Annotated in this window: 29 protein-coding genes and 1 pseudogene; 22 read left to right on the top strand and 8 right to left on the bottom strand. The window is 41.1% G+C overall.

What is annotated here, in order from left to right; translation table 11 throughout:
* Positions 1–9: 9 nt before the first annotated feature.
* Positions 10–1,398 carry a Re/Si-specific NAD(P)(+) transhydrogenase subunit beta gene (gene pntB, locus AACQ38_RS12480; RefSeq protein WP_011146422.1) on the top strand — a complete coding sequence of 463 codons (1,389 nt, stop codon included), beginning with the start codon at positions 10–12 and terminating at the stop codon, positions 1,396–1,398.
* A gap of 128 nt (positions 1,399–1,526) precedes the next feature.
* On the opposite strand, the gene AACQ38_RS12475 is transcribed toward pntB, so the two are convergent.
* From AACQ38_RS12475 to AACQ38_RS12465, 3 genes are all read right to left on the bottom strand, one after another.
* Complete coding sequence (locus tag AACQ38_RS12475) at positions 1,527–1,823, bottom strand: type II toxin-antitoxin system RelE/ParE family toxin (RefSeq protein WP_011146423.1); 297 nt, start codon at positions 1,821–1,823, stop codon at positions 1,527–1,529.
* Positions 1,811–2,101: a CopG family ribbon-helix-helix protein gene (locus tag AACQ38_RS12470; RefSeq protein WP_036806311.1), complete on the bottom strand. Its 291-nt coding sequence runs from the start codon at positions 2,099–2,101 to the stop codon at positions 1,811–1,813. The genes AACQ38_RS12475 and AACQ38_RS12470 overlap by 13 nt, the downstream gene beginning before the upstream one ends.
* Positions 2,102–2,214: 113 nt before the next feature.
* Positions 2,215–3,240 carry a HoxN/HupN/NixA family nickel/cobalt transporter gene (locus AACQ38_RS12465; RefSeq protein ID WP_165578269.1) on the bottom strand — a complete coding sequence of 342 codons (1,026 nt, stop codon included), beginning with the start codon at positions 3,238–3,240 and terminating at the stop codon, positions 2,215–2,217.
* A 263-nt stretch (positions 3,241–3,503) separates the two neighbouring features.
* Between AACQ38_RS12465 and AACQ38_RS12460 the strand changes: the two genes are divergently transcribed.
* The 8 genes from AACQ38_RS12460 (at position 3,504) to AACQ38_RS12425 (ending at position 9,303) form a co-directional block, all read left to right on the top strand.
* Positions 3,504–3,638: a hypothetical protein gene (locus AACQ38_RS12460; RefSeq protein WP_255563009.1), complete on the top strand. Its 135-nt coding sequence runs from the start codon at positions 3,504–3,506 to the stop codon at positions 3,636–3,638.
* A 94-nt stretch (positions 3,639–3,732) separates the two neighbouring features.
* Positions 3,733–4,035, top strand: coding sequence for an urease subunit gamma (locus AACQ38_RS12455; protein WP_011146425.1), 303 nt, complete (start codon positions 3,733–3,735; stop codon positions 4,033–4,035).
* Between the two features lie 91 nt (positions 4,036–4,126).
* Positions 4,127–4,516, top strand: coding sequence for an urease subunit beta (locus AACQ38_RS12450; protein WP_011146426.1), 390 nt, complete (start codon positions 4,127–4,129; stop codon positions 4,514–4,516).
* A 67-nt stretch (positions 4,517–4,583) separates the two neighbouring features.
* A complete protein-coding gene (locus AACQ38_RS12445) occupies positions 4,584–6,299 on the top strand; it encodes an urease subunit alpha (protein ID WP_058589081.1) in 1,716 nt (571 codons plus the stop codon).
* Between the two features lie 74 nt (positions 6,300–6,373).
* Positions 6,374–6,970 (top strand): urease accessory protein UreE, encoded by a 597-nt coding sequence (gene ureE, locus AACQ38_RS12440; protein WP_058589084.1) that lies wholly within the window; start codon positions 6,374–6,376, stop codon positions 6,968–6,970.
* Positions 6,967–7,653, top strand: coding sequence for an urease accessory protein UreF (locus tag AACQ38_RS12435; protein WP_011146429.1), 687 nt, complete (start codon positions 6,967–6,969; stop codon positions 7,651–7,653). Before ureE ends, AACQ38_RS12435 begins: the two co-directional genes overlap by 4 nt.
* Positions 7,654–7,705: 52 nt before the next feature.
* Positions 7,706–8,341, top strand: coding sequence for an urease accessory protein UreG (ureG, locus tag AACQ38_RS12430; RefSeq protein WP_011146430.1), 636 nt, complete (start codon positions 7,706–7,708; stop codon positions 8,339–8,341).
* The gene (locus AACQ38_RS12425) at positions 8,338–9,303 is read left to right on the top strand and encodes an urease accessory protein UreD (protein ID WP_165578268.1); all 966 of its coding nucleotides are present in this window, start codon (positions 8,338–8,340) and stop codon (positions 9,301–9,303) included. Before ureG ends, AACQ38_RS12425 begins: the two co-directional genes overlap by 4 nt.
* A 57-nt stretch (positions 9,304–9,360) precedes the next feature.
* Here AACQ38_RS12425 and uspE read toward each other — a convergent pair whose 3' ends face one another.
* Both uspE and AACQ38_RS12415 read right to left on the bottom strand, forming a co-directional pair.
* Positions 9,361–10,305: a universal stress protein UspE gene (uspE, locus tag AACQ38_RS12420; protein ID WP_165578267.1), complete on the bottom strand. Its 945-nt coding sequence runs from the start codon at positions 10,303–10,305 to the stop codon at positions 9,361–9,363.
* Between the two features lie 135 nt (positions 10,306–10,440).
* Complete coding sequence (locus tag AACQ38_RS12415; RefSeq protein ID WP_011146433.1) at positions 10,441–11,196, bottom strand: FNR family transcription factor; 756 nt, start codon at positions 11,194–11,196, stop codon at positions 10,441–10,443.
* Between the two features lie 13 nt (positions 11,197–11,209).
* On the opposite strand from AACQ38_RS12415, the gene AACQ38_RS12410 reads away from it, so the two are divergent.
* The 10 genes from AACQ38_RS12410 (at position 11,210) to AACQ38_RS12365 (ending at position 21,054) form a co-directional block, all read left to right on the top strand.
* Positions 11,210–11,467: a hypothetical protein gene (locus AACQ38_RS12410; protein WP_165578266.1), complete on the top strand. Its 258-nt coding sequence runs from the start codon at positions 11,210–11,212 to the stop codon at positions 11,465–11,467.
* A 370-nt stretch (positions 11,468–11,837) separates the two neighbouring features.
* On the top strand, positions 11,838–12,494 hold the full coding sequence (gene upp, locus AACQ38_RS12405) for a uracil phosphoribosyltransferase (RefSeq protein WP_011146434.1): 657 nt from the start codon (positions 11,838–11,840) through the stop codon (positions 12,492–12,494).
* An 86-nt stretch (positions 12,495–12,580) separates the two neighbouring features.
* Entirely contained in the window at positions 12,581–12,805 is a 225-nt protein-coding gene (gene pptA, locus AACQ38_RS12400; protein ID WP_011146435.1) for a tautomerase PptA, read from the top strand.
* Between the two features lie 39 nt (positions 12,806–12,844).
* On the top strand, positions 12,845–13,513 hold the full coding sequence (locus AACQ38_RS12395) for an HAD family hydrolase (protein ID WP_011146436.1): 669 nt from the start codon (positions 12,845–12,847) through the stop codon (positions 13,511–13,513).
* Positions 13,510–13,986, top strand: coding sequence for a DMT family transporter (locus AACQ38_RS12390; protein WP_165578265.1), 477 nt, complete (start codon positions 13,510–13,512; stop codon positions 13,984–13,986). Before AACQ38_RS12395 ends, AACQ38_RS12390 begins: the two co-directional genes overlap by 4 nt.
* Complete coding sequence (locus tag AACQ38_RS12385) at positions 13,986–14,423, top strand: DMT family transporter (RefSeq protein ID WP_165578264.1); 438 nt, start codon at positions 13,986–13,988, stop codon at positions 14,421–14,423. Before AACQ38_RS12390 ends, AACQ38_RS12385 begins: the two co-directional genes overlap by 1 nt.
* A gap of 15 nt (positions 14,424–14,438) precedes the next feature.
* Positions 14,439–15,617 carry a questin oxidase family protein gene (locus AACQ38_RS12380; protein ID WP_011146439.1) on the top strand — a complete coding sequence of 393 codons (1,179 nt, stop codon included), beginning with the start codon at positions 14,439–14,441 and terminating at the stop codon, positions 15,615–15,617.
* 328 nt (positions 15,618–15,945) lie between these two features.
* Entirely contained in the window at positions 15,946–19,800 is a 3,855-nt protein-coding gene (locus AACQ38_RS12375) for an amino acid adenylation domain-containing protein (RefSeq protein ID WP_165578263.1), read from the top strand.
* Positions 19,801–19,886: 86 nt separating this feature from the next.
* Positions 19,887–20,843: a pseudouridine-5'-phosphate glycosidase gene (locus AACQ38_RS12370; RefSeq protein ID WP_165578262.1), complete on the top strand. Its 957-nt coding sequence runs from the start codon at positions 19,887–19,889 to the stop codon at positions 20,841–20,843.
* Positions 20,844–20,895: 52 nt separating this feature from the next.
* Positions 20,896–21,054: a hypothetical protein gene (locus AACQ38_RS12365; RefSeq protein ID WP_165578261.1), complete on the top strand. Its 159-nt coding sequence runs from the start codon at positions 20,896–20,898 to the stop codon at positions 21,052–21,054.
* Between the two features lie 86 nt (positions 21,055–21,140).
* Here AACQ38_RS12365 and AACQ38_RS12360 read toward each other — a convergent pair whose 3' ends face one another.
* Both AACQ38_RS12360 and AACQ38_RS12355 read right to left on the bottom strand, forming a co-directional pair.
* Positions 21,141–21,554 (bottom strand): helix-turn-helix domain-containing protein, encoded by a 414-nt coding sequence (locus AACQ38_RS12360; RefSeq protein WP_207631857.1) that lies wholly within the window; start codon positions 21,552–21,554, stop codon positions 21,141–21,143.
* Positions 21,555–21,590: 36 nt separating this feature from the next.
* Positions 21,591–21,911: a 2-keto-4-pentenoate hydratase gene (locus AACQ38_RS12355; RefSeq protein WP_229008934.1), complete on the bottom strand. Its 321-nt coding sequence runs from the start codon at positions 21,909–21,911 to the stop codon at positions 21,591–21,593.
* Between the two features lie 743 nt (positions 21,912–22,654).
* On the opposite strand from AACQ38_RS12355, the gene AACQ38_RS12350 reads away from it, so the two are divergent.
* From AACQ38_RS12350 to AACQ38_RS12340, 3 genes are all read left to right on the top strand, one after another.
* Positions 22,655–22,828 (top strand): hypothetical protein, encoded by a 174-nt coding sequence (locus tag AACQ38_RS12350; RefSeq protein ID WP_157852050.1) that lies wholly within the window; start codon positions 22,655–22,657, stop codon positions 22,826–22,828.
* A 23-nt stretch (positions 22,829–22,851) separates the two neighbouring features.
* Entirely contained in the window at positions 22,852–23,136 is a 285-nt protein-coding gene (locus tag AACQ38_RS12345; RefSeq protein ID WP_445260624.1) for a TauD/TfdA family dioxygenase, read from the top strand.
* Positions 23,137–23,220: 84 nt separating this feature from the next.
* Positions 23,221–23,661 (top strand): GNAT family N-acetyltransferase, encoded by a 441-nt coding sequence (locus tag AACQ38_RS12340; RefSeq protein WP_113049495.1) that lies wholly within the window; start codon positions 23,221–23,223, stop codon positions 23,659–23,661.
* Positions 23,662–23,892: 231 nt separating this feature from the next.
* Here the strand turns inward: AACQ38_RS12340 and AACQ38_RS12335 are convergent.
* Positions 23,893–24,042 (bottom strand): annotated as a pseudogene (locus tag AACQ38_RS12335) (IS630 family transposase); the annotation flags it as partial.

Genomic DNA, 24,042 nt, shown 5'->3' with positions numbered 1-24,042 from the left:
GGGTAACTAATGTCGAGTGGAGTCGTTACAGCAGCTTATATTGTTGCCGCCATTTTATTTATTTTCAGCCTGGCAGGTTTATCTCGTCATGAAAGTTCTAAACGCGGAAATATTTTTGGTATCACCGGAATGGCAATCGCATTGATTGCAACTATTTTCGGGCCTGATACCGGAAGTGTTGTCTGGGTTATTCTGGCGATGGTGATCGGTGCGGTGATTGGTATTCGTCTGGCAAATAAAGTTGAAATGACTGAAATGCCGGAGCTGGTTGCTATTCTGCACAGTTTTGTTGGTTTAGCCGCCGTGTTGGTCGGTTTTAATAGCTTTATTGCTCACGATAGTTTTGCAGAACCTGTGATGGAAAATATCCATCTAACAGAAGTCTTCTTAGGGGTTTTCATTGGTGCGATTACCTTCACCGGTTCTGTTGTGGCATTTGGTAAATTATGTGGAAAAATTTCCTCTAAGCCGTTGATGTTGCCAAATCGTCATAAATTAAATCTTGCCGCGCTTGTGATCTCCTTTGTGCTGTTGATTACCTTTGTGAAAACGGACAGTACAGGGCTGCAAGTGTTCACGTTATTGCTTATGACAGCAATTGCATTGGTATTTGGTTGGCATTTGGTTGCTTCCATCGGTGGTGCGGATATGCCAGTGGTGGTTTCAATGCTGAACTCTTATTCGGGTTGGGCCGCAGCAGCAGCGGGTTTCATGTTGAGCAATGATTTGTTGATTGTAACGGGTGCACTGGTTGGTTCTTCGGGGGCGATTCTCTCTTACATCATGTGTAAGGCCATGAACCGCTCTTTTATCAGTGTGATTGCCGGCGGGTTTGGTACGGATGGTTCTTCAACCGGTGATGATCAGGAAATGGGTGAGTACCGTGAAACCACAGCGGAAGACGTTGCTGAACTATTGAAAAACTCAACTTCTGTTATCATCACGCCGGGATATGGTATGGCTGTTGCACAGGCGCAATATCCGGTACATGACATCACAGCCAAACTGCGGGAGAAGGGAGTCAATGTTCGCTTTGGTATTCATCCCGTTGCGGGACGTCTGCCTGGGCATATGAACGTGCTGTTGGCAGAAGCAAAAGTGCCTTACGACGTTGTTCTGGAAATGGATGAAATCAATGATGATTTCTCTGATACCGATACCGTACTGGTTATTGGTGCTAACGACACCGTTAACCCTGCGGCACAGGAAGATCCCAACAGCCCAATTGCGGGTATGCCCGTTCTGGAGGTTTGGAAAGCACAAAATGTTGTTGTGTTCAAACGCTCCATGAACACAGGTTACGCTGGTGTGCAAAATCCACTGTTCTTTAAAGACAATAGCCAAATGTTGTTCGGTGATGCGAAGGCGAGTGTAGAGGAAATCCTGCGTGCACTGTGATTTTTTATCGTTGTAATTTACAAAACTCGGGTTGGGTTTTGCTGTCTCTCAATCATATTTTGATTGAGAGACAGAGATTACATCCGTTATTTACTTAATTTTCGGTTCACTAGTTATTAATGCTTAAGTTAGTGCTTATAGTTGATTTCTCGCTGGTGACGGATAGCCAAAATGTAACGCGTATTACTTCCGGGAAGTTCTCTGTATAACAATATATAGCCTGTACCACCAAAAGGGATAATTAACTCAAAGAGTGGATAAATTTCTGTTGGCCGTCCAGATAAGACGTTAGATTCCAGTGCTTGGATGTGTTTGCTAATGATACTAAGTGCCGACTTCGCAGCAACTGTATCGCGTTGATATAAGAAATCAATAAGACGATTTATATCCCTTGTTGCTGCGGGAGTGACTATTACAGATGGCATTCAGGTGGCTCCTTATCCTCGCCACGTACAATCGCATCCAGCCAATTACAAAGTTCACTGCCAGTTAAATGTAAACCGGTGGCTTCATATTCTAACCAAGCGTTTTCGGCATCACGTAAAAATTGTTGTCTGGCCTCCAAAGTATCAATTTCACTTTCGATTGAACGTACCATAAGCGAATGGGCAGAAATGCCTTGCGTGTCAGCCAACGCTTTAATGCGTGTTTTTAACCCTTCATCTAAGCGAAGGGTTATTGTCTGTTTCGTTTGTTTATGCATAACCTTTCTCACAATGATATCACTAGTAACACAAATGCTATCATTAGATAGCGAGCATAACAACATTTCAGGATGTAATACATCGCACGGTTATGTGAAGAGTTCTGCGTTTGTTATTTAATTTCCAGCGTATCGTACCCCCGCCAGCGATAATTCATCACTGATAAGGTCCAGAACAGAATGAAAATTCCGACGACCCAAAAACCAACATTGCCCATGTTATCGTTTAATGTCCCAATGGTATCCCAGAAAACGCCGTGCAAATCCCATTGCTCAGCAATAAGTCCAAGTGCTTCCAATCCACCAATGAACAGCGCTACGGCAACGGAAGCCGCGGTAATGGTCATGTTGTAGTAGAGTTTGCGTGTCGGTTGGGAAAATGCCCAACCATAGGCTCCCACCATCACAAAATTATCCAGTGAGTCAATGAGCGCCATACCGCTGGTAAATAGCGCCGGGAATACCATCAACGACCACAGAGGAAGTCCACTGAGAGAACCGGCGGCAGATATACTTAATAGCCCAACTTCGGTAGCGGTGTCAAAACCCAAGCCAAACAGAAAACCGACCAAATACATATGCCAGCTTTTGCTTACCAGCCGGAAGACCGAGTGAAACAGGCGCGTCATGATCCCCCCCGGCGTCGTTTCTAGTGTAGTTAAATCACTTTTAGCCAGATTTCTGCCACGTTTGATCTCCTGAAACTTCTGATAGACGCTTTTTAATATCAGTAAATTAATCAGGGCTATTGCTAGCAGAAAGCAGGCAGAAATTAAGGTACCAACAATGCCGCCATAGTCATGAACCCAGCCCATTTGATCTTTAAACGCCATAGAGGTTAGAACGATGGCGAAGCAGGCCAGAATAACAATGGTAGAGTGCCCAAGAGAAAAGAAAGCGCCGACGGCAATGGGTGATTTACCCTGTTGCATCAATTTACGGGTGACGTTATCAATTGCGGCAATATGATCAGCATCGACTGCATGGCGCAGTCCATAACCGTAAGCCAACAGGGCTGCTCCCATCATAACCGCATGATGACGGAAAGCGATAAATGCCCAAACCCAAGCCAATATGTTGGCGGCAATCAAAACAACCAGAAGAGATACAGCACGTTTTTTATCCGTTGAATTATTCATATATGGAATACCTGTAAATCTGTAAATGTAAAACCCGCCTTACGGGTGATTGCTAGAAGTCAAAAAAAACAGTAAGTATTTTCTGACTTCATGACCTATAATTTTTTCACTAAGTAGGGGCATACTAATCAGCTTGTAATATTACTTTGGATAAACTTAAATAAGAGGTAAGAGGACTAACCTGTATTGAGAAGAATGATCTTAATTGACATATTATGCTCTTTGTGTCAAAGATTTTTTACTAAAAGATTATCTATACCCTATTGATTTCAAGATGTATCGCGGCGGCAAGGGAGCGAATCCCCGGGAGCATAGATAACGATGTGACCGGGGTGAGTGAGTGCGGCCAACAAAGAGGCAACTTGAAAGATGACGGGTATAAATCAATATTCGGATAGGGACAGCAGCTTTTGAATAAAGTCTGTTGGAAAAATTGTATTAAGTTCTATATCCAATGGATTTCAGGATGCATCGCGACGATTAGGGGGTTTTATGCAATTAACACCAAGGGAAATCGAAAAACTCATGGTATATACACTGGCTGATGTCGCATTAAAGCGTAAGTCTCGCGGTTTAAAACTCAATTATCCTGAAGCCGTCGCAATTATTACTGCGGCTGCATTGGAAGGTGCCCGAGAGGGGAAAACATTGGAAGAAGTGATGGATGATTCCAGGCATGTTCTGACTAAAGAGGATGTGATGGATGGCGTTGCTGATCTTATTCCGCATGTACAGGTTGAAGCAATATTTACTGATGGTAGTCGTTTGGTCACGGTGCATGACCCCATTCAATAATTGTTGAAGCAAATTGTAAATAGCAGGAAAAATTATCTAGACAAAATATTAACTTATGTCTTGACTCACGTCTTAACGTGGAGATTTTCCGATGGAAAAAAATAATAAAGAAGATGTTACTCCGTTGGGGGGGTATATTCTGGCTAAAGACCCGATCTCCTTTAATGAAGATCGTCCGGTTATTCAATTAAGAGTTCGTAATTCAGGTGATCGCCCTATTCAGGTGGGATCTCATTTCCATTTTTTTGAAGTAAATAAAGCGTTGCAATTTAATCGTGCGGCTGCGTTTGGTAAACGACTTAATATCACAGCAACAACTGCTATTCGTTTTGAACCCGGTGATGAAATCGAAGTGTCATTAATCCCGATTGGTGGGAAACAAAACGTTTATGGATTTAATAATTTAGTCGATGGTTGGGCGGGTAAAAGTCCGGTTGCTATTGATGAGCCTGTGGAGACAACCTGGTTACATGCCGGGTAGTAGAATCGAATAAATTCAAGGTAGAGTTGACGAACGTCGGAAAATCTTTCGAACAAAGGAATAAACTATGCCAACCATTTCCCGGCAGGAATATGTAGGTCTTTTTGGCCCGACGACTGGCGATAAGATCCGCTTGGGTGATACCAATCTATTTATTGAAATTGAAAAAGATCTGCGCGGTTACGGTGATGAATCGGTCTATGGCGGGGGCAAATCGCTGCGTGATGGTATGGGTGCGGATAACCGAATGACCAGCGAAAACGTCTTGGATTTGGTGATTACCAGCGTCACTATTTTGGATGCCCGGCAAGGTGTTATTAAAGCGGATGTCGGCATAAAAGGGGGACGCATTGTCGGGATAGGTAAAAGTGGTAATCCTAACATGATGAATGGTGTTACCCCCGGTATGGTAGTTGGTGTTAGTACTGATGCGATATCCGGTGAACATCTCATCCTCACGGCTGCTGGCATTGATACCCATATTCATTTTATTTCTCCTCAACAGGTTGAACATGCTTTATCCAATGGTGTGACGACTTTCTTTGGCGGTGGTGTTGGTCCCACTGATGGCACTAACGGCACTACTGTTACCGCTGGTCCGTGGCATATCCACCGCATGCTGCGTGCTTTTGAGAGTTTACCGGTTAACGTAGGTATTTTGGGAAAAGGCCATGCTGCGGTGGCTATGCCGCTGGTTGAGCAGATCAAAGCGGGTGTTGCCGGGTTGAAAGTGCATGAGGACTGGGGCGCAACTAACTCCGCATTGCGTAATGCCTTACGCGTAGCGGATGAAATGGATATCCAAGTCGCGGTGCACACCGATAGCTTGAATGAAGGTGGTTATGTTGAGGATACCATTGATGCTTTTGAAGGTCGCACCATTCATACTTTCCACACCGAAGGCGCCGGTGGCGGGCATGCACCGGATATCATTAAAGTTGCCAGCCAGATGAATGTGTTGCCTAGTTCGACTAATCCTACCCTGCCTTACGGTATCAATAGCCAGGCAGAATTGTTTGATATGATTATGGTTTGCCATAACCTTAATCCCAAAGTGCCGGCTGATGTTGCATTTTCGGAAAGCCGTGTACGTCCAGAGACCATTGCGGCGGAGAATGTTTTGCACGATATGGGCGTACTGTCGATGTTTTCCAGTGATTCTCAGGCTATGGGGCGGGTGGGAGAAAACTGGTTGCGTGTGATGCAAACTGCTCATGCCATGAAAGCGGCGCGTGGCAAGTTGCCGGAGGATGCAGCACATAACGACAACTTCCGTGTATTACGTTATGTCGCCAAAATTACGATTAACCCGGCTATTGCTCAGGGAATAAGCCATGTGCTCGGTTCAGTTGAAGTGGGAAAAATGGCGGATCTTGTGCTGTGGGAGCCACGTTTTTTTGGTGTAAAACCTAAGTTGGTCATTAAAGGCGGGATGATTAATTGGGCGGTGATGGGGGACCCAAATGCTTCACTGCCGACACCACAACCGACATTTTATCGTCCGATGTTTGGCGCATTGGGCAAAACTCTTCAGGAAACCTGTGTCACTTTTGTATCCCAAGCAGCAATGGAACTGGGGGTAAAAGAGAGCCTTGGTTTGGAGCGCCAAGTTATGGCAGTGCACAACTGCCGGGCTATCTCTAAGAAAGATATGGTGCGTAATGCTGAAACGCCCACGATTGAAGTGGATGCAGAAACCTTTGCCGTCAGGGTGAATGGTGAATATGCCACAGTAAAACCGGTCAGGACAGTCGCGCTCAATCAGCGCTATTTCTTTAGTTAACCTATTTTTTGCTGCCGGTCAGAGAATATTTTTCTGGCCGGATTAACCGATCCATGCGTTCAGAGGATTATCTTATGATTGTTATTGAACAGATTCTTGGTAATGCCAAAAAGGATGTTTTCTGGCGAGATCGCTTGCAAGGGATCTCGCCAGATATCTTGGTGCTTTCGCAATGGGAAGCGCAAAAAAGCCGTTGTCGTAAATCCACCCTTAACGGGTTGGATTTGGGTATTTCCCTTGACCGTCATCAGATATTGTCTGATGGCGACGTTTTATTGTGGGACGAAGCTAAAGGACTGGCAGTTATTGTTCAAATGAGCTTGCGTGATGTGATGGTTATTCACCTGAAATCATTGCTGTCATTAGATGTAGAGACGGTAATGAAAACGAGCTTTGAACTTGGTCATGCTTTAGGTAACCAGCATTGGAAATCAGTGATTAAACATAATCAGATTTATATTCCGCTGACAGTATCAACTAAGGTTATGGATTCAGTCATGAAAACCCACGGTTTTCATGCATTGCCTTACTCCTTTGTTAAAGGTGAAGAGATATTGCCTTCTCTTAACAACTCAGAGGCTCGCCTGTTATTCGGTGGTGCAGAGGATTCCGCGACACACGTTCATGTCGATAATACATTTCTGAACCAGCATGTGATCAAACTAAAATGAATGCTCTCCGCTTAATCAGAATCATGCAGTTTGCGGATTCAGTACTGCCTGTTGGCGCATTTTCTTTCTCAAACGGTTTGGAATCGGCCATTCAGAGCAAAATCGTATATGACGTGGCAACATTAAGCGACTTTACGCGTACAGCGTTGTTACAGGCGGTGAGTAGTGATGGCCGCGCGGTAATGGCTGCGTGTCAGGCGCTAAATAGTGGGCAGCATGATGCGGCTATCTCCCATGATTGGGCGATATTTAACCGAAAATTAAATGAAGAAAGTCGCACTATGGTCACGCGGATGGGGAAAAAGTTAGCGGAAATGGCGGTTGAAGTCACCGGTGAGTCATTAATTGCATGGTGGTTAGCACAAATAAAGAGCGATATTGCCGCCGGTACCTATCCGATTACTTTGGCGGTCGTCATGAGTGCATTGGGTGCGGCTCCACGTGAAGTGATCGTCATGCATCAATATGGCGTTGCAATGACGATACTCAGCGCGGCTATACGCCTGATGCGTGTTACCCATATTGACATTCAACGTATCTTGTTCTCATTGAATCAAGATATTGAACTGTTTTGTGATGAGGCGGAAAAGGGAGGGATTGAACAGATGACATCTTATGCACCGATGACCGATGTTCTGGCGGCATTGCACGTTAGCGCATTTACCCGGTTGTTCAGTAATTAACTTGATTCTGATATCGCTTTTAACCCCCTCTTAATCGTATGAGGAAATCCTTGTGAAAAAAATTACCCGAATTGGTATTGGCGGTCCGGTGGGTTCAGGCAAGACTGCCGTTATTGAAGTGATCACCCCTATCTTAATTCAGCGCGGAATAAAACCTCTGATTATCACCAATGATATTGTTACCACTGAGGATGCTAAACAGGTTAAACGTACCTTGAAAGGCATTTTGGATGAAGAAAAGATACTTGGTGTGGAAACCGGTGCTTGTCCTCATACCGCGGTGCGTGAAGATCCCAGTATGAATATTGCTGCGGTAGAGGAGATGGAAGCGCGTTTTCCTGACAGCGACGTTGTGTTGATTGAAAGTGGTGGTGATAATCTGACACTCACTTTTAGTCCGGCGTTGGCAGATTTTTATATTTATGTGATTGATGTCGCTGAAGGGGAGAAAATTCCGCGTAAGAACGGTCCGGGTTTGGTACAGGCCGATATTCTGGTGATCAACAAAATTGATTTAGCGCCTTATGTTGGTGCCAGTCTGGCGGTGATGGAGCATGACACTCAAGTTGTACGTGGTCAGCGTCCTTATATCCTTACCAATTGCAAAACCGGTGAGGGTGTTGAAACGTTGGTAAATATGATCATGCGTGATTTCCTGTTTACCCATTCATTACAGGCGACACAATGACTTTCACCCGCTTGCCACAAAATATTGGAGAAGCGTGTCAACAGGCAAATAATCTTGGTGTCAACGCGCCGGAACTTGCACGATTTCAGGATGAACCGCCCCAGATGGCAAGCGGTGATGTCGGTAAAAGTGGTTATCTACGGTTGGGATTTGCCCGGCGTGGTGATCGCAGCATTTTGGCACAAATGAAACGTCGGGTTCCTTATTTGGTCCAGCGGGCATTGTATTGGGATGAGGCACTGCCGCAGATGCCGTGCGTATTTATGATCTCCACATCGGGATGTATCTTGCAAGGGGATAGATTGGCGCTGGACATTCATGTCGCTCCAGAGGCGTTTGGTCATGTCACTACCCAATCGGCGACTAAGATTCATTCGATGGAAAATAACTACGCAGCGCAAGTACAAACTATCCAGATAGAGCAGGGAGGCTATCTGGAAATGATGCCCGATCCGGTAATACCTCACAGCGGCTCTCGGTTTATTACCGATACTCAAATAACCATCCATCCGACTGCCACCCTGATTTATTCTGAAATTATTATGTCCGGTCGCAAATACTACCTTGCTGATCAGGGGTTTAAATTTGATGTTTACTCATCACGTATTACGGCAACTGATTTTGATGGCAAGATATTGTTTACAGAGCGTTATGTACTGGAGCCCAAAAAGCAGTCATTGAACAGTGTGGGGGTGATGGGGCCGTTTCATGTATTTGGCAATGTGATCTTGCTGACACCTCAGCTTCATCACGATCGTATTCTGGCGCGGATGGCTCCTCAGTACGATGCTGAAACAGGTATAGCGAGTGGTACCAGTCGTTTACCTCATCAGTGTGGTCTAATCTTTAAGGTATTGGGAAAAGAAACTTATCAAGTTAAAGCGGGTATTCGTCTTTTCTGGCGTATAGCTCGTGAGGAGATCCTCGGTGTGACACTGCCTGAACCGTTTATCTGGCGATAAAAACTGGGACGAAAATCTGTTTCGGGTTTTATCGCCAAATAGATGATTATCATCCTATTACTCTTTAGCGGCTTTAATTGGACATTCAAAACCATCAGGTTTGATTGTCAGAATGTCACATTTAAGATGGTCTATCACATGTTCTGCGGTATTTCCCAGAAAAGCAGCGGACAGCCCAGTTCTGCCGAGGATACCAAGAACAATAATGCCCGCATTCATCTCATCACACATTTGGGGAATAACATTCTCCGGTAATCCTTCATGGATATGAGTATATTTTTCATCAATGCAGAATGTTTGGCGCAATTCTTTCATGGCAATAAGATGCTGGCCACGTAGAGCATGGTTATAGACACTTGGGTTGAAATCGGGTAGCTCAATAGCGATATTCAGTGGTGCGACAGGATAAGCGCTGACCAAATGAATTTCCGGATTTTTCATGACTTGATTTGCCAGTTCCTGAGTTTCCTTAACCAATTTCAGGTTCAATTCATGGTGGTATGATTCTTCATTGGATAAATTGACCGCGACTACAACCGAGCCTTGGTCCGGCCAGATCTGATCTTTTACCATCCATACTGGACATGGACATTTACGGAGTAATTGCCAGTCAAGTGGGGTAAAAATCAAGGAGCCTAGCTTGTCATGTTTATGCGTCATTTTCAGAAGTAAATCGTGATTACCTGTAATGACCTCTTGGATAATCGCTTCATAAGGTCGATTATGCCATACCACTTTTATTTCAATATCAATACCGGCTTCCAGATAGTAATACGCTTGTTGTTTAAGCCAGGCCGTGCGTTGGCTGGTAACACCTTTACGCATAGTACTACCTTCTTCTGGGGAGAGTAAGGTGGTCATCTCATAAGAAAGATCATAAATGGGCAAGAAAGCTTTAATCCGGCCACCGTTACGTTGCACGATATAAACTGCACGCCTTAATGCCGGTTGATCGTCCTGACTTGGGTCAATTACAACTAAAAGGTTTTGATAGTTTGCCATAATGGTATCCTCACAGAGGCTAGACAAAACACGCTTCAATACTCACGCTTCAATACTAAAGATAAACCAATATAAGCAAACCGAACAGGTTAGAGGAGAACCAGATCAACAAAATAAGGTGATCTGGTTTTAAGATTAGGTAATTGAAACAGATTTTTTTCCGACTAACTCAGACAACTTATCCATGTTTTCAATCGTGATGTATTTACCTTTTACACCGAGAGTTTGGTTTTTCTGGAAACGCCCAAGCAGACGACTAATAGTTTCAACCGTTAAACCCAGATAATTACCAATATCACTGCGGGTCATAGTTAAACGGAATTCTTTTGGTGAGAAACCCCGCTGAGCGAAACGACGAGAGAGATTATAAATAAACGCGGCTAACCGTTCTTCCGCGTTTTTCTTAGATAACAGCAGTATCATTTCTTGGTCGCCTTTAATTTCTCCACTCATCAAGCGCATCATTTGCTGGCGGAGATTAGGCATTTTGCCGGACAGATCATCAAGTGTTTCAAACGGAATTTCACAGACCATTGATGTTTCCAGAGCCTGAGCAAAACTTGGATGCTGAGTATTGAGGATAGCATCAAAACCGACTAAATCCCCTGCGAGGTGGAAACCTGTAATCTGCTCATCACCTTCTTCGGTGATGGTGTAGCTTTTAATGGTGCCAGAACGGATAGCATAAAGAGATTTCAACTCATCGCCCGCTTTAAATAACGTTTGCCCTTTCTGGATAGGTTTCTTACGCTCGATGATATTATCAAGCTGGTCAAGCTCGTGTTCATTCAAGGTAAAAGGAATACACAGTTGGCTAATGCTACAATCCTGGCAGTGGATCGCACAACCACCAGACTGGATTCGACGAATAACACGTTTTTCCTGGATCATATGGCATGCTCATTTGAAATATTCATATCCTTCAACTTTAGCATTTCTTGATGATTCTGGTAAGAGCTATAATAGTTTTCTGCAATTTATTCGGCAAAATATATTATCTTATTATACCCAATGGATTTCAAGATGCATCGCGGCGGCAAGGGAGCGAATCCCCGGGAGCATAGATAACTATGTGACCGGGGTGAGTGAGTGCAGCCAACAAAGAAGCAACTTGAAAGATGACGGGTATATATTAACTATAAGAAATTGTTACATTATGTAGGTTTAATGTTCGGTCATCGCAGCCAACAAAGAGGCAACTTGAAAGATAACGGGTCTATTTTTTATTTTTCTGACAAGTCAGATTAGGGTTCCATATAAAGGTTTATAGAGAAATAAGACAAGTCTGAAAATATGGCTTGAATTTAATAACCTATTTTTGATTTTGTTGCTAAATACAACTATTTAAACAATAAAGCAGTAGTATATAAAATATTCTGTAGATTCGACCTATTGCATTAAGAGAATGGATATGAGAGTTTATCTTTTAATCGATATGTGATGATCTAAATAGGCACGTTAATTGTCACGGGTTTATTTGAGACCAAGTACGGCTGAATAACATTTATCTATAAATATGAGTTGGAGTTATAATGGAGAATTATAAAAACGTGCATGTTTTGCCGAAAAGTCAATATTTGACTTCTTTGCATACAAAAGCGCGTAATCGTAAAGCCGAACAATCGGAGTTTGTATTTTATTCTGATCGTATCATTCGTTTATTATTAGAGGCAGCATCTGAGTTGCTACCTTATACCTCTCATAATATTCAAACCCCAATTGGGGATATTTATAATGGAGCGATTTTAAATACTAAGCTTTGTGGTGTTTCGGTAATACGTGCGGGAGAAAGTATAGAGGGCGAGTATCGAAGAATGTATCCTGATTCCCCAATGGGAAAAATTCTTATTCAAAGGGATAAATTAACAAAACTTCCTCATTATTATTATTCGAACTTACCTGATGATATTGCGGAGAGAACTATTTTACTTTTTGAACCTATGTTGGCTACAGGAGGATCATTAGCTAAGGCTATCGATTTATTAAAAGAAAGAGAAGTACCTGAAGATAATATTATTGTTGTTAATTTTCTTTCTTCTCCTGTTGGTCTTAATAGAATCATGACATCATACCCGACAATTAAACTGATTACCTCTTCAATAGAGAATGGGCTTAATAAAGATGCTTTTATGAATCCTGGCATAGGTGATTTTGGTGATCGATATTTTGGAACGTATAAACCATCGTGAATGCGATATAATAAAATTAGATTAATTATTTTTTAAATCTATACCCTATGGCAACTTGAAAGATGACGGGTATAAAAGGATGACATATGCCACATATTAATATAAAACATTTTCCTGCTAACCTCTTACAAGAAGATAAAGATATCTTATCTTTAGAATTGACGAAGGTGGTAAAAAAAGCGTTTGGTTGTAAAGAGGATGTTATTTCCATTTCATTAGAGCCGATCGAAAAGGCCAAATGGAATGAAGAGGTTTATTTTCCTGAAATTAAATTTAAAGAAGATTTGTTGATTAAGTCTCCAGGTTATTAAATTATTTTATAATTAATGATTTTTTAAAGGTATTTTTTAATGAATAAAATAATCATTTTCGATTTAGATGGTACATTGTTTGATACTTCTCGCGCAATAGTGGAAACATTCAATGCTGTTTTTAAGGGATTAAACATTCCATTGGTAGGAAATGAAAACATCTGTACTACAATTGGTCTGCCCTTAGAGAAAGCATTTGCAACGCTCTTGAATATATCGCCTGAAGAGGCGTTAATCGCTAAAGCTGTTGAACAATATCAATTACAGTATCGTCGATGTATTCTGCCGAAAGCAAAGGAATTATTATTTCCTGGTGTTGAAGATGGATTAATCTCTTTAAATAAAAAGGGAGTAAAATTATCTGTAGCGACCAGCAAATTTACCGCAAGTGCAACAGCATTACTTCAGGCTGCTGGTATAGACGTTGTATTTGATGAGGTAATTGGTGCTGATCACGTTTCAAAACCTAAACCTGATCCAGAATCAGGAAGGAAAATTTTGGAATATTACGGTGCTACACCAGAGATGGCAGTTATGGTAGGTGATACAACTCACGATATTCATATGGCAAATGCCGTTGGTCTGCGATCAATAGCGGTGACATATGGTATACATAATGTCGATATGTTGAAAGAAGCCAAGCCAACTTGGATAGCTAATTGTTTTGATGACGTACTTCGTATTATTGAGGAAAATATACTTAAATGATTAATACGATAAGAAATATCTTACTGGCAGTTATTGGTGGAAGTCTACTGACGTTGATGATTTACACCAATAGTATACTGTCGGAAAGTACAACACCCTTTTTTGCATCATGGGTGGCTCATGGCATTGGCGCGATTGTTGCTTTGATATTGTTTATTATTGTATCTAAGCTCTTTTCTAGGAAAGAAATAGATGCAAGTAAACATAAGAAATCAAATATTCCTATATGGTTTTATCTTGGTGGTATTCCTGGTGCATTTACCGTTGTGCTGGCGGCTATTGCTATTAATGGTGGACTACCATTATCCAGTACAATTTCATTAGGGTTAGTTGGACAAATAATTTTTGGTCTGGTTGCTGATCACTTTGGGCTTTTAGGAACAAGAAAAAGAAAGATAGTGATACAAGATTTTTATGTGATTTTCTTTGTTCTATTTGGCAGTATATTAATTCTATTTGGGGGAAGTAACTAATGCTGAGCTTGATTTTTATTGCCTTTTTAAATGGCATATTTATCGCGGCGACAAGGACGATTAATGGGCAGTTAAGTGTCTCGATAGGTTCTTTTGGTGCTTCGCTTTGGAATCATATAGGTGGTTTTTTTCTCTTAACAGTGATATTAACACTTTTATCGAGCTGGCAATGGAATAAATGGGATTTTAGCATTATCCCAACCGCGGCTTATATGGGTGGGGTGTTTGGCGCTTTGTTTGTAGCAGTCAGTAGCTATATTTTTCCTAAATTAGGGGCGATGAATGCCGCTGTCCTTGTTATTGCCGGGCAAATGTTATCAGCGGTACTACTTGATTGGCTATATCAGGGGATGACGCCCGGGTTGGTAAAAATTGTTGGAGTACTGTTTGTGTTAATTGGAATTTATCTCACTAGAAAAACAACTGAGTTAAAATAAGGGTAGGGTAAAAAAATGATTAATAAACTACTTAATGATCGCTCATATCACATTGAATTTAACGGTCACCTGACGAATCACATTAAACATGCTGTTATAGCACTACATGGTTTAGGGATCAGTGCTAGCAGAATTAAAGACTATTATGATAATTATGTTAAATTGACGCCTTATGGTATGGGGCTGGAACCCCCTAAAACATTAAAGCACGTGGTAGATAGTTCGAACTGGAAACATTTCTTGGGTAAGCGAACAAGTTATTCTTCTTACTGTGATTATTTTGAAGAAGAAATTAAACAGAAAGGGATTGAACAAGTATTACAAGAATATATGCCAACGCTTTTGTCTGGGTGGGCTGGTGCATTAACTCACGGTACCATTCATTTAGGTTGGGCATTGGATATTAATCACCCGTGGATGATTATTGAAGGACTTGCTTACATGGCATTCTCGTACGTTCCTTGCCATTCAGAACGCGCTTTTATTGATAGTTCGCTAAACGATAAGAATGCTTTTGATTCTATATTGCGAATTTCAACACTGTGGGAGCAGAGGAGAGCAGAATTGACCGATTGGGTGAATTCGTTGATTGATAATGAAGATCTGGCCGATACTGATTTAATACATCCTGAATTAAAAAGATCTGGTCTTCAATATCGTATTGCACGTATTTTAATGCAAGGTCACCCAGAAATATACCGTTTGCCGGTTTGGATTGAGACGCAAAATGTAGAAGAAAGTTGGGCGCAGTTATTTTATGTCGTGACATTAATTTATCTCGCTAAACCCGGTGATTTTTTGTTTCTTCATTTGATTACCTCGTTGTTTGCAATGAAAAATATCGCTTCACGTTTACCGGCTGAGGAAAGTAAAAATATTATTAAATGTTACTGGGTTGGCATGTTGTGCATTCTGTTTTCAACAACTGATTTATCGAAGCCTGCCAAATTTTCGGCGCTTAATCAGACTTATTCATTCAGGCAAGACGAAATGACTTATCCTGTCTGGGAACAGGAGTGGTCGCATATTATTGCCAGGGCATTAGAGGAAGAGGAAGAACATAATCCGAAACTGGTTTATGTGATGAATCAATTGTGGAAAGAACAGGGTTTAACTATTTATAGGGCAGCATCCAGTCAATTTACAAGTACTCCTTTGCTTCCTCCTTCTTTCGAAGAAGCACCAATTGAATAATATTGGAATATTTAAAGAATAATGAATTAATTGATTGATAATTCCATATCGTGATGAGATGAATTTTATCACGAAACTACAAAAAAATACTCCAGTATTACCGTGGAGAATAATAACCGTTTTATTTTCGGAGAGCATTGAATAATGTAATTGGTAAGGGTATTAATCTGCCTCGAAAGGTATGTCTTTGTTGAATTTAACTGATTGTATGGTTTTAATAAAATATAAGTCATAAATCATGAGCAAAAAGGCACTTATAATTCCGTAGATAAAATGTCATTTTTAACTACGGAGATATTCATTTTATTATTATATAAAGTTATCGAAAATGTTAGAAAATAATATTACACAATGTGACTCAATCAATGATGTTTATCTTAAAGAAGAAGCAATAACATTGATGAATATGCTTGAGAGTCAACTTAAGCACCAGGCAGATGGATATGTTGTTATTGATCAAGAAGAATCTCTCAGTTACGCTGATTTCTATTTGAGGGTGAAAGAGATTGGGTATTGTCTGTCAGAAATTAGCTCAAAGAATTCGGTGGGTATTGGGCTTTTTTGTGATCCTTCTATAGATTTAATTTGTGGTGCATGGGGTATTTTGTCAGCGGATAAAGCTTATTTGCCGTTATCGCCTGACTATCCAACTGAACGCCTCAAATATATGATAGAAGATTCTGGTATTGATGTGATTTTTACGCAATCGCACTTAAAAGCACAGCTACAGGACATTGCACCAAAATCAGTATTAATTATGACACCAGAAGATGTCGCTCTGACGATAAAAACACGAACAATAGAAGATATTCTGGGCACAGTTCAAGTTCCTAAACCCACTAGTCTGGCTTATATTATTTATACCTCTGGTAGCACGGGTAAGCCAAAGGGAGTGATGATTGAACATCACAGTATTGTAAATCAAATGAGATTTCTTGCAAAAGCGTTCAAATTAGGATGTCACTCCCGGATTTTACAGAAAACACCAATGAGTTTTGATGCGGCTCAATGGGAAATTCTAGCGCCTGCAATTGGTGGTCAAGTGATTATGGGTCCTTTAGGTTGCTATCGCGATCCGGATGCAATTATTAAAACCATTCTTCAGCATCAAGTAACGACTTTGCAATGTGTTCCTACTTTGCTACAAGCGTTACTGGATAATCCTAATTTTTTGGATTGCTTATCACTGACTCAAGTATTCAGTGGGGGAGAAGCACTGACAACCAAATTAGCCACGCAATTTTTGAATAGTTTTACTCACTGTGAATTAATCAATTTATATGGCCCGACAGAATGTACGATTAATTCATCATTTTTCCGGGTGACAAATGAGACTTTGCCGAATTATCAAACCTCTATTTCGATTGGTGCACCTGTAGATAATACCGAATACTACGTTCTTGATGATGATAGATTACCTGTGGCGGTTGGCGAAATTGGCGAGCTTTATATTTCGGGTGCTCAATTAGCACGTGGTTATTTGCATAAACCAGAAATGACAAAAGATAAATTTATTTGTAATCACCTTGTATCAGGAACTCAACATCAATGGTTATATCGAACGGGAGATCTGGTAACCAGAGGGGCTGATGGTAATACTTATTTTGTTGGTCGGGTTGATAGCCAGGTCAAATTACGAGGTTACCGTATTGAGCTTGATGAAATACGCCATGCGATTGAAGAACATAGCTGGATAAAGACGGCGGCAATGTTAATTAAGAAGGATGCCAGAACGGGTTTCCAAAATCTCATCGCGTGTGTGGAATTAGATGAGAAAGAAGCTGCATTGATGGATCAAGGTAATAGTAGCTCACATCACAAATCAAAAGCCGATAAACTACAGGTGAAAGCCCAACTTTCTAATTCTGGTTGTCGAAGTGAAGAGTTATGTGAAAATCGTCCTACATTCTTACTTCCTTATCAAGAAGGGGAGATAAAACAGAGAGAATATGCATTTAGGCGCAAGACATATCGCTATTTTGAGGGAACAGAAATAACGGTAGAGAAATTAAAAAAATTGCTGACAGCCACTCAATCGAATGAAATTAGCTCTTTGCCACTGAGTCATCTAACCCTGAATGATTTCGGTTATGCATTGCGTTATTTTGGTCAGTTTACCAGCCATCAACGTTTATTGCCCAAATATGCCTATGCTTCACCGGGTGCTCTCTATGCGACACAAATGTATTTTGAATTGCATAATGTTCTCGGTTTGGATGCGGGGATTTACTATTATCATCCAGTGACACATAAGTTAATAAAAATTTCAACATTGAGTCGTCGGCAAATGCCAACGATAAAAGTGCATTTTATTGGCAAGCATGAAGCCATTGAGCCCGTTTATAAGAACAATATACAAGAAGTTCTGGAAATGGAAGCGGGCCATATGATGGGTCTTTTTGATGACGTATTACCGGAAATTGGCTTGAGTATTGGTAAAAGTGAATATCAAGATGAATGTCCAGATTGGTATGATGGTGATATTCAGGATTATTATCTTGGTGCATTTGAAATATGTAGCTATGAACATGGATTGCCGCCATTTGAGACTGATATTTATTTACAAACACATGCCCATAAAATACCTGAGATGCCGTGTGGTTTATATCACTTTTCTAACGGAGAATTTGTACGAATAAGTGATGATATTGTCCGAAAAAAGGATGTTATTGCGATTAATCAGCAAGTTTATGATCGCTCCAGTTTTGGCGTGTCAATTATTCCACGCTGTGTCCCTGAATGGCATTATTATATAACACTGGGTCGTCGGTTACATGCGTTACAAAGTAATCCATTGTATATTGGATTAATGTCATCTGGTTACAGTTCGAAGAGCAATAACGATTTACCTTCGGCGAAAAGGATGCGATCTATTCTCAATGCACTTGATAGACCTATGGCGGCATTTTATTTCTGCATAGGTGGGGGTATTAGCCAAGCGCAATATATGTGTGAAGGCATGAAAGAAGATGTTGTTCATATGAAAGGGCCAGTTGAAATCATTAAAGATGATCTTCAACAACAACTCCCTCAATATATGATTCCAAATAAGGTATTAGTTTTCGATAAATTACCCTTGACGGCCAATGGAAAAGTGGATTATCAATCTTTATCAGAATCTAAAGCCGTGGAGAATGTTTCAACACAGCGTCTATTGGTGCCATTACATACAGATACTGAAATAAGGCTTGGAAAAATTTGGATGGAAGTACTGAAATGGGATTCAGTATCTGCCCTCGATGATTTTTTCGAAAGTGGGGGTAATTCTTTGATGGCCGTTGCAATGGTTAATAAGATCAATGCGGCCTTTAATATTCGTTTTCCGTTACAGATACTTTTTCAATCTCCTAATATAGCAGAATTGGCTAAGTGGATTGAACAGACAGACTCTAAAACAATATCAAGATTAATTTTATTGAATCAGGCAAGCAAAGACCCCATTTACTGTTGGCCGGGTTTGGGCGGATATCCTATGAGTTTGAGATTGCTTGCTAATAAAGTCGTTCCTGATCGGGCATTTTATGGAATACAGGCATATGGGATAAACGAGAGTGAAATACCGTTTTCTTCTATCCAGAGAATGGCAGAAGAGGATATTAAAGAGATAAAGAAAATACAGCCAGAAGGGCCATATATATTGTGGGGATATTCATTTGGTGCCCGAGTAGCATTTGAAGTTGCATACCAGCTTGAACAAGCGGGAGAAGAAGTTAACGCATTGAATTTATTGGCTCCGGGGTCTCCTCATCTTGATATGAAGCAAGCGGAATATATGGATAAAGGCGCTGAATTTACTAATCCGGCTTTTGTTAAAATACTTTTTTCTGTATTTTCTCGTTCAATCAACAGCCCAATGGTTAAAACTTGCTTAGAACAAGTAAATAGTGAAACGACATTTATTAACTTTATATGTAGTCGTTTTAAAAACTTGGAACCATCATTAGTAAAACGTATCGTTAGGATTGTGACTTTGACTTATGATTTCAAGTACAGTGTTGATGAGCTTTATCACAGACACCTAAAGGCACCTATAACTATTTTCAAGGCGAATAGAGATAATGATTCATTTATCGAGGAATCGGATGTGATTTCATCAATGTCGCCTAAAATAATTGAATTAATATCGGATCACTATCAACTGTTGGAAAGTGAAGGTGTTGCTGAGATTGAGAAAATAATCTAATTTTAAAATTACCAGCGATATAGAAATATAATCTGCAAGGTTCAGTATTTAGTCGATAATATCAAAAAAATTAAAAGGTATATAGTATGAATATCAGCAATAAGGTTCCATTTAAATTCAGCCTTGAGGTAAAAGAAGCACTTGAATCAGGAAAGCCTGTTGTTGCTCTGGAATCTAATGTGATTACTCACGGTTTGGATTATCCGGATAATGTCACAACAGCTAAGAATGTTGAGCAGGCTGTTCGTGAAAGTGGGGCAATACCCGCAACGATAGGAATAGATAAGGGGGAATTTTTGATTGGAATGTCAGATGAGCAAATTGAAAAATTTGCGACAGCATCTCACGTTCCAAAGGTCACGAGTCGAGATATTCCGGTCGTGTTAGCGAGTGGCGGTATGGGGGCGACCACTGTGGCATCGTCAATACTTGCAGCAGAAATAGCGGGTATTAAATTCTTCTGTTCTGCGGGTATTGGTGGGGTACATCGAGGGGCAGAGGCGAGTATGGATATATCAGCAGACTTGACTCAGTTAACGCGTTCCCGAGTTGCTGTCGTATGTGCTGGTGCAAAAAATATCCTCGATATTGGATTAACATTGGAGTTTTTGGAGACATGGAATGTGCCAGTCATCTCCCATCAGTCGGATGATTTTCCTGCATTCTATTGCCGTTCCAGCGGATTCAAAAGCCCACAGCGTCTTGATGAACTTGCCGTCATTGCCAAAGCTATTGAGATAAATTGGATGCTGCCAGGAGGAAAAGGGGTATTAATTACGACGCCAACTAAGCCTGAGGATGCTCTGGATAATCAAAAGATTGATATAATTATACAGGAAGCTGTATTAGAGGCTAAGAAGAAAAATATTGCTGGCAACTCGTTGACAAAGTATTTGATGAGAATGGTGGATCGAGAAACCGATGGAATTTCTGCGAAAGCCAATATGGCTGTATTAGTTAATACCGCAGAAGTTGCTGGAAAGTTAGCGGTAGCCGCTTGCTTGCAATCATCGACCTTTTTTGCTCGCATTAAGAGCCAATGAAAAGGGCCTCAGGCTCACTTTAAATGACAGTGAGAAGGTGCTGCGCGAGGAGGTGGTCCGCCGCAGCACTACCGGTGAGCATCTGACCGTGCAACTGGAAGAGGTTCGATCGGCGCTGAAAGATTCGCAGGAAGAAACCTGGAGCCTACAGGCCGAATTGCTGCAACTGGCCCGTCAGACAATAAAAGGGAAGAAAGGGGAAATTGCATGAATGATGATTTAAAAACCCGCAACTACGCGGGTAATGCCAGCATTTTTTAATGGCCGCAGTTGTCGGTTGTGTCGTTTTGCTATCAATTAATCAATAAAAACACTAACCGGTATGCCAAAACGAACTGAGAGTTTACGCATAGCTTCAAGCATTAACGAACGTTCACCTTTCAAAATACGACTAACAAGGGAACGCTTCCCTATTTCATCCTCAAAATCAGTCTGATTCAGGCCGTACTGATCCATCAATGTACATAGAATTGCGACACCGCTTTGTGTGCTAGTAATACGTTCATTGAACTCTGTAAACTCTGGCGCATTACTTTCGTATGTGTCAATTTTAGCTGTAAGCATATCGACCAGCGGACTATCTGGATGGTGCTCGACCAGATATTCTACCAGCTTCATAGCCTCATCATAATCTTTGCGTGAAGTGCTGCCCCCTAAGAGAGGGACAATGCTTACCAAGCCATTTGCTGCCTGAATTGCTTCGTTGATCATTATTCTTTATTCCTCCGGTAATAATCTGTCAATTTGTCATAACAGATTGTGTTTCAGGATAAAACCAATTTCACCTTCAGCTTTCGGCGCAATTAATTGTTCAATGGGTACAGTGGCATTGTTTTTGTAATGCATATCTGAGGTGAGAATGCCAAAATCGGGTTGATCGACGTCCAATATATCCATAACTGCTTGGCTAGTGATACCGATTTTTTTACCGACAATTCGCTCTCCAGTTGTTTCCAACCGGTAAGCAATAACTTTTTGCTGGATGAGATAGGCGTCGTGTAACGTTAATTCTGGATATTCATCAGAGATAGGATCGATGGCTTGATGACTCTGCCATGATTGAAACAATTTTTCACTAAGATGGGGTGAGCGAGTGCAGCCAACAAAGAGGCAGCTTGAAAGATAACGGGTATAGCATCAATTGAAATAATGAGGGCAGAGAGTACCGATTTTCATCCGGGCTCATTGAAGCCGAATATATGTTTTCGACTTCGTTGCCAGAAAATTTATTTATCTACTTGAATCGAGTCGGTGTCCATATATCTATTTAGATACATCAATTGATACCTATTGGAAATTATTTTAATTAGTAATTATTTCAATAAAAAATTAGGCGATATTGGTACTTACTCATACTCCCATAAAGATATTAATTTTATTTTTCAAATAGTTGAATATTTATTACTTTGCGTGATTAATAATTTATTGAAATGATTGTTAAGATAATTTATGGTTTCATCAATGAAATGTTTATACCCTATGGATTTCAAGATGCATCGCGACGGCAAAGGAACGAATCCCCGGGAGCATAGGTAACTATGTGACCGGGGTGAGTGAGTGCAGCCAACAAAGAGGCAACTTGAAAGATAACGGGTATATTTTCGCTGGCATTGATTGTTAAGAGGTTATAAGCACCGCAGTACTTATTCTGTTGCTACTAGTAAAGAACTGCTTGTTATAGAGATCAGAGATGCGTTTTATTTCAGAAACAGGAGAGGCAAGGTGAGTGAACAAAATCAAACTGTAACTTTACTCGCTTTTTGTGTGCTCTGATCAGCCATATTGATAACTTCAATGATATTCATCATCTGATGGAAAATTTACGTGAAGAGATGGGGGTAAATGGAGAGGGAAAAGTCACTCACGCTGAGTTGTTTCAGCGCTCATTGATGGAAACAGGTACACAGGTCAGTTCTATTCCTGCACTTGAAGAAACCTCTCATCTTGCTTCATGTGTCCTGAATTATTGCCGTCAAGTAGGGTGAGCTCTATGTGTCTCGGTGCTTATATGCGAGCAGCAGCAAAACTTCAGGGACTAGCTCTCCCTGACGCACTTGATGCTGGACTTCACGCATTTTATGAAATATGTAACCGCCCAGAGTTCAGACTCGAATTTATGCTTGAGCCTGGAGAAATCCTTTTTCTCAACAACTATACCACACTGCATTCCCGCACGGAGTTTCAGGATGATGCACTCAACCAGCGCCATTTATTAAGGCTCTGGATCGAATTATCCGATGGTAGACCTGTGGTACCTGTACTAACAGCTCGCGGTCGTGATTATGAGCAGTGATTTCTGGAAACGCGTTTGGCGAGTACGGCAACTTAATATAACCAACCGGGCCGATATATCGTCCCGGCCAATCAGGATCAATGCATGAATCGAGATATTCTGGACTCCGGGCACTCCATCAAAAGTTCCGATCAGGGTGATGTTGAAAGCCGGGGGAAAATTAGTCAATTACTTGATATATGGAATGTGGAACAAACCAATATTTCTGACAACCAGCCGCTGGATTTCTATGTCCATGACCAGCAAGGCGAAGTCGTTGGTGGCTTGGTGGGTCGTACCTCTCTGGGTGTGCTTTTCATTAGTTATTTCTTTCTTCCGGAAGAACTGCGTCGGCAGGGACTGGGAAGTATGTTGCTGAAACGGGCCGAAAAAAAAGCGATCCTATGTGGATGTCATACGGCGGTGCTGTTTACTATGGCGATTCAAGCACCTGACTTTTATCTGAAGCATGGTTATAGCATTTTTGGTGAGGTGCCCTCTTTCCCAGATGGGAATGCCCGTATTTTTATGCAGAAAAGGCTTTGAGCAACGGCCAGTGTTATCAGAAGGACAGAGATTTTATGTCGAGTATTACTATTGCTTCATTTGGGGATGTGCTCTTGCCGTTACCTTCAAAAGATACTCATATCTTTCATTCCTCCGTTGTATCTGATGATGGAAAACTAATAAGTCATGGAGGAAGAGTTATTGTATTAAGTTCAATAGCCCTGACGTTCAACTAAATAACTTTTCATAATTATAATACACTCACTCTTTTTATTCTCTGCTATTCCTGTAGGGACATGAATTTAAAAACGTTTTCACTTTCTCAAGCAATTGCCACATATACTGACAGCCATGATTTCGTGTCACCGTTTCATGTAAGGATTGCCACAGACGCTCAATTTTATTCAGCCAGGGTGAATA

The sequence above is a fragment of the Photorhabdus sp. RW14-46 genome, from assembly GCF_963887965.1.
GTDB classification, from domain to species: Bacteria; Pseudomonadota; Gammaproteobacteria; order Enterobacterales; family Enterobacteriaceae; genus Photorhabdus; species Photorhabdus laumondii.
The sequence above is the reverse complement of the archived record's forward strand: the minus strand, read 5'-3'. Positions and strand labels throughout refer to the sequence as shown.

Coding starts and splice junctions, on each gene's coding strand:
- uspE (WP_165578267.1), bottom strand. CDS start 10,305: ATGGCAAACTATCAAAACCTTTTAGTTGTAATTGACCCAAGTCAGGAC.
- upp (WP_011146434.1), top strand. CDS start 11,838: ATGGAGAATTATAAAAACGTGCATGTTTTGCCGAAAAGTCAATATTTG.
- AACQ38_RS12375 (WP_165578263.1), top strand. CDS start 15,946: ATGTTAGAAAATAATATTACACAATGTGACTCAATCAATGATGTTTAT.
- AACQ38_RS12415 (WP_011146433.1), bottom strand. CDS start 11,196: ATGATCCAGGAAAAACGTGTTATTCGTCGAATCCAGTCTGGTGGTTGT.
- pntB (WP_011146422.1), top strand. CDS start 10: ATGTCGAGTGGAGTCGTTACAGCAGCTTATATTGTTGCCGCCATTTTA.
- AACQ38_RS12465 (WP_165578269.1), bottom strand. CDS start 3,240: ATGAATAATTCAACGGATAAAAAACGTGCTGTATCTCTTCTGGTTGTT.
- AACQ38_RS12345 (WP_445260624.1), top strand. CDS start 22,852: ATGCGAGCAGCAGCAAAACTTCAGGGACTAGCTCTCCCTGACGCACTT.
- AACQ38_RS12390 (WP_165578265.1), top strand. CDS start 13,510: ATGATTAATACGATAAGAAATATCTTACTGGCAGTTATTGGTGGAAGT.
- AACQ38_RS12360 (WP_207631857.1), bottom strand. CDS start 21,554: ATGATCAACGAAGCAATTCAGGCAGCAAATGGCTTGGTAAGCATTGTC.
- AACQ38_RS12370 (WP_165578262.1), top strand. CDS start 19,887: ATGAATATCAGCAATAAGGTTCCATTTAAATTCAGCCTTGAGGTAAAA.
- AACQ38_RS12340 (WP_113049495.1), top strand. CDS start 23,221: ATGAATCGAGATATTCTGGACTCCGGGCACTCCATCAAAAGTTCCGAT.
- ureE (WP_058589084.1), top strand. CDS start 6,374: ATGATTGTTATTGAACAGATTCTTGGTAATGCCAAAAAGGATGTTTTC.
- AACQ38_RS12450 (WP_011146426.1), top strand. CDS start 4,127: ATGGAAAAAAATAATAAAGAAGATGTTACTCCGTTGGGGGGGTATATT.
- AACQ38_RS12470 (WP_036806311.1), bottom strand. CDS start 2,101: ATGCATAAACAAACGAAACAGACAATAACCCTTCGCTTAGATGAAGGG.
- AACQ38_RS12445 (WP_058589081.1), top strand. CDS start 4,584: ATGCCAACCATTTCCCGGCAGGAATATGTAGGTCTTTTTGGCCCGACG.
- AACQ38_RS12380 (WP_011146439.1), top strand. CDS start 14,439: ATGATTAATAAACTACTTAATGATCGCTCATATCACATTGAATTTAAC.
- AACQ38_RS12475 (WP_011146423.1), bottom strand. CDS start 1,823: ATGCCATCTGTAATAGTCACTCCCGCAGCAACAAGGGATATAAATCGT.
- AACQ38_RS12435 (WP_011146429.1), top strand. CDS start 6,967: ATGAATGCTCTCCGCTTAATCAGAATCATGCAGTTTGCGGATTCAGTA.
- pptA (WP_011146435.1), top strand. CDS start 12,581: ATGCCACATATTAATATAAAACATTTTCCTGCTAACCTCTTACAAGAA.
- AACQ38_RS12425 (WP_165578268.1), top strand. CDS start 8,338: ATGACTTTCACCCGCTTGCCACAAAATATTGGAGAAGCGTGTCAACAG.
- AACQ38_RS12395 (WP_011146436.1), top strand. CDS start 12,845: ATGAATAAAATAATCATTTTCGATTTAGATGGTACATTGTTTGATACT.
- AACQ38_RS12385 (WP_165578264.1), top strand. CDS start 13,986: ATGCTGAGCTTGATTTTTATTGCCTTTTTAAATGGCATATTTATCGCG.
- AACQ38_RS12350 (WP_157852050.1), top strand. CDS start 22,655: ATGGAAAATTTACGTGAAGAGATGGGGGTAAATGGAGAGGGAAAAGTC.
- AACQ38_RS12455 (WP_011146425.1), top strand. CDS start 3,733: ATGCAATTAACACCAAGGGAAATCGAAAAACTCATGGTATATACACTG.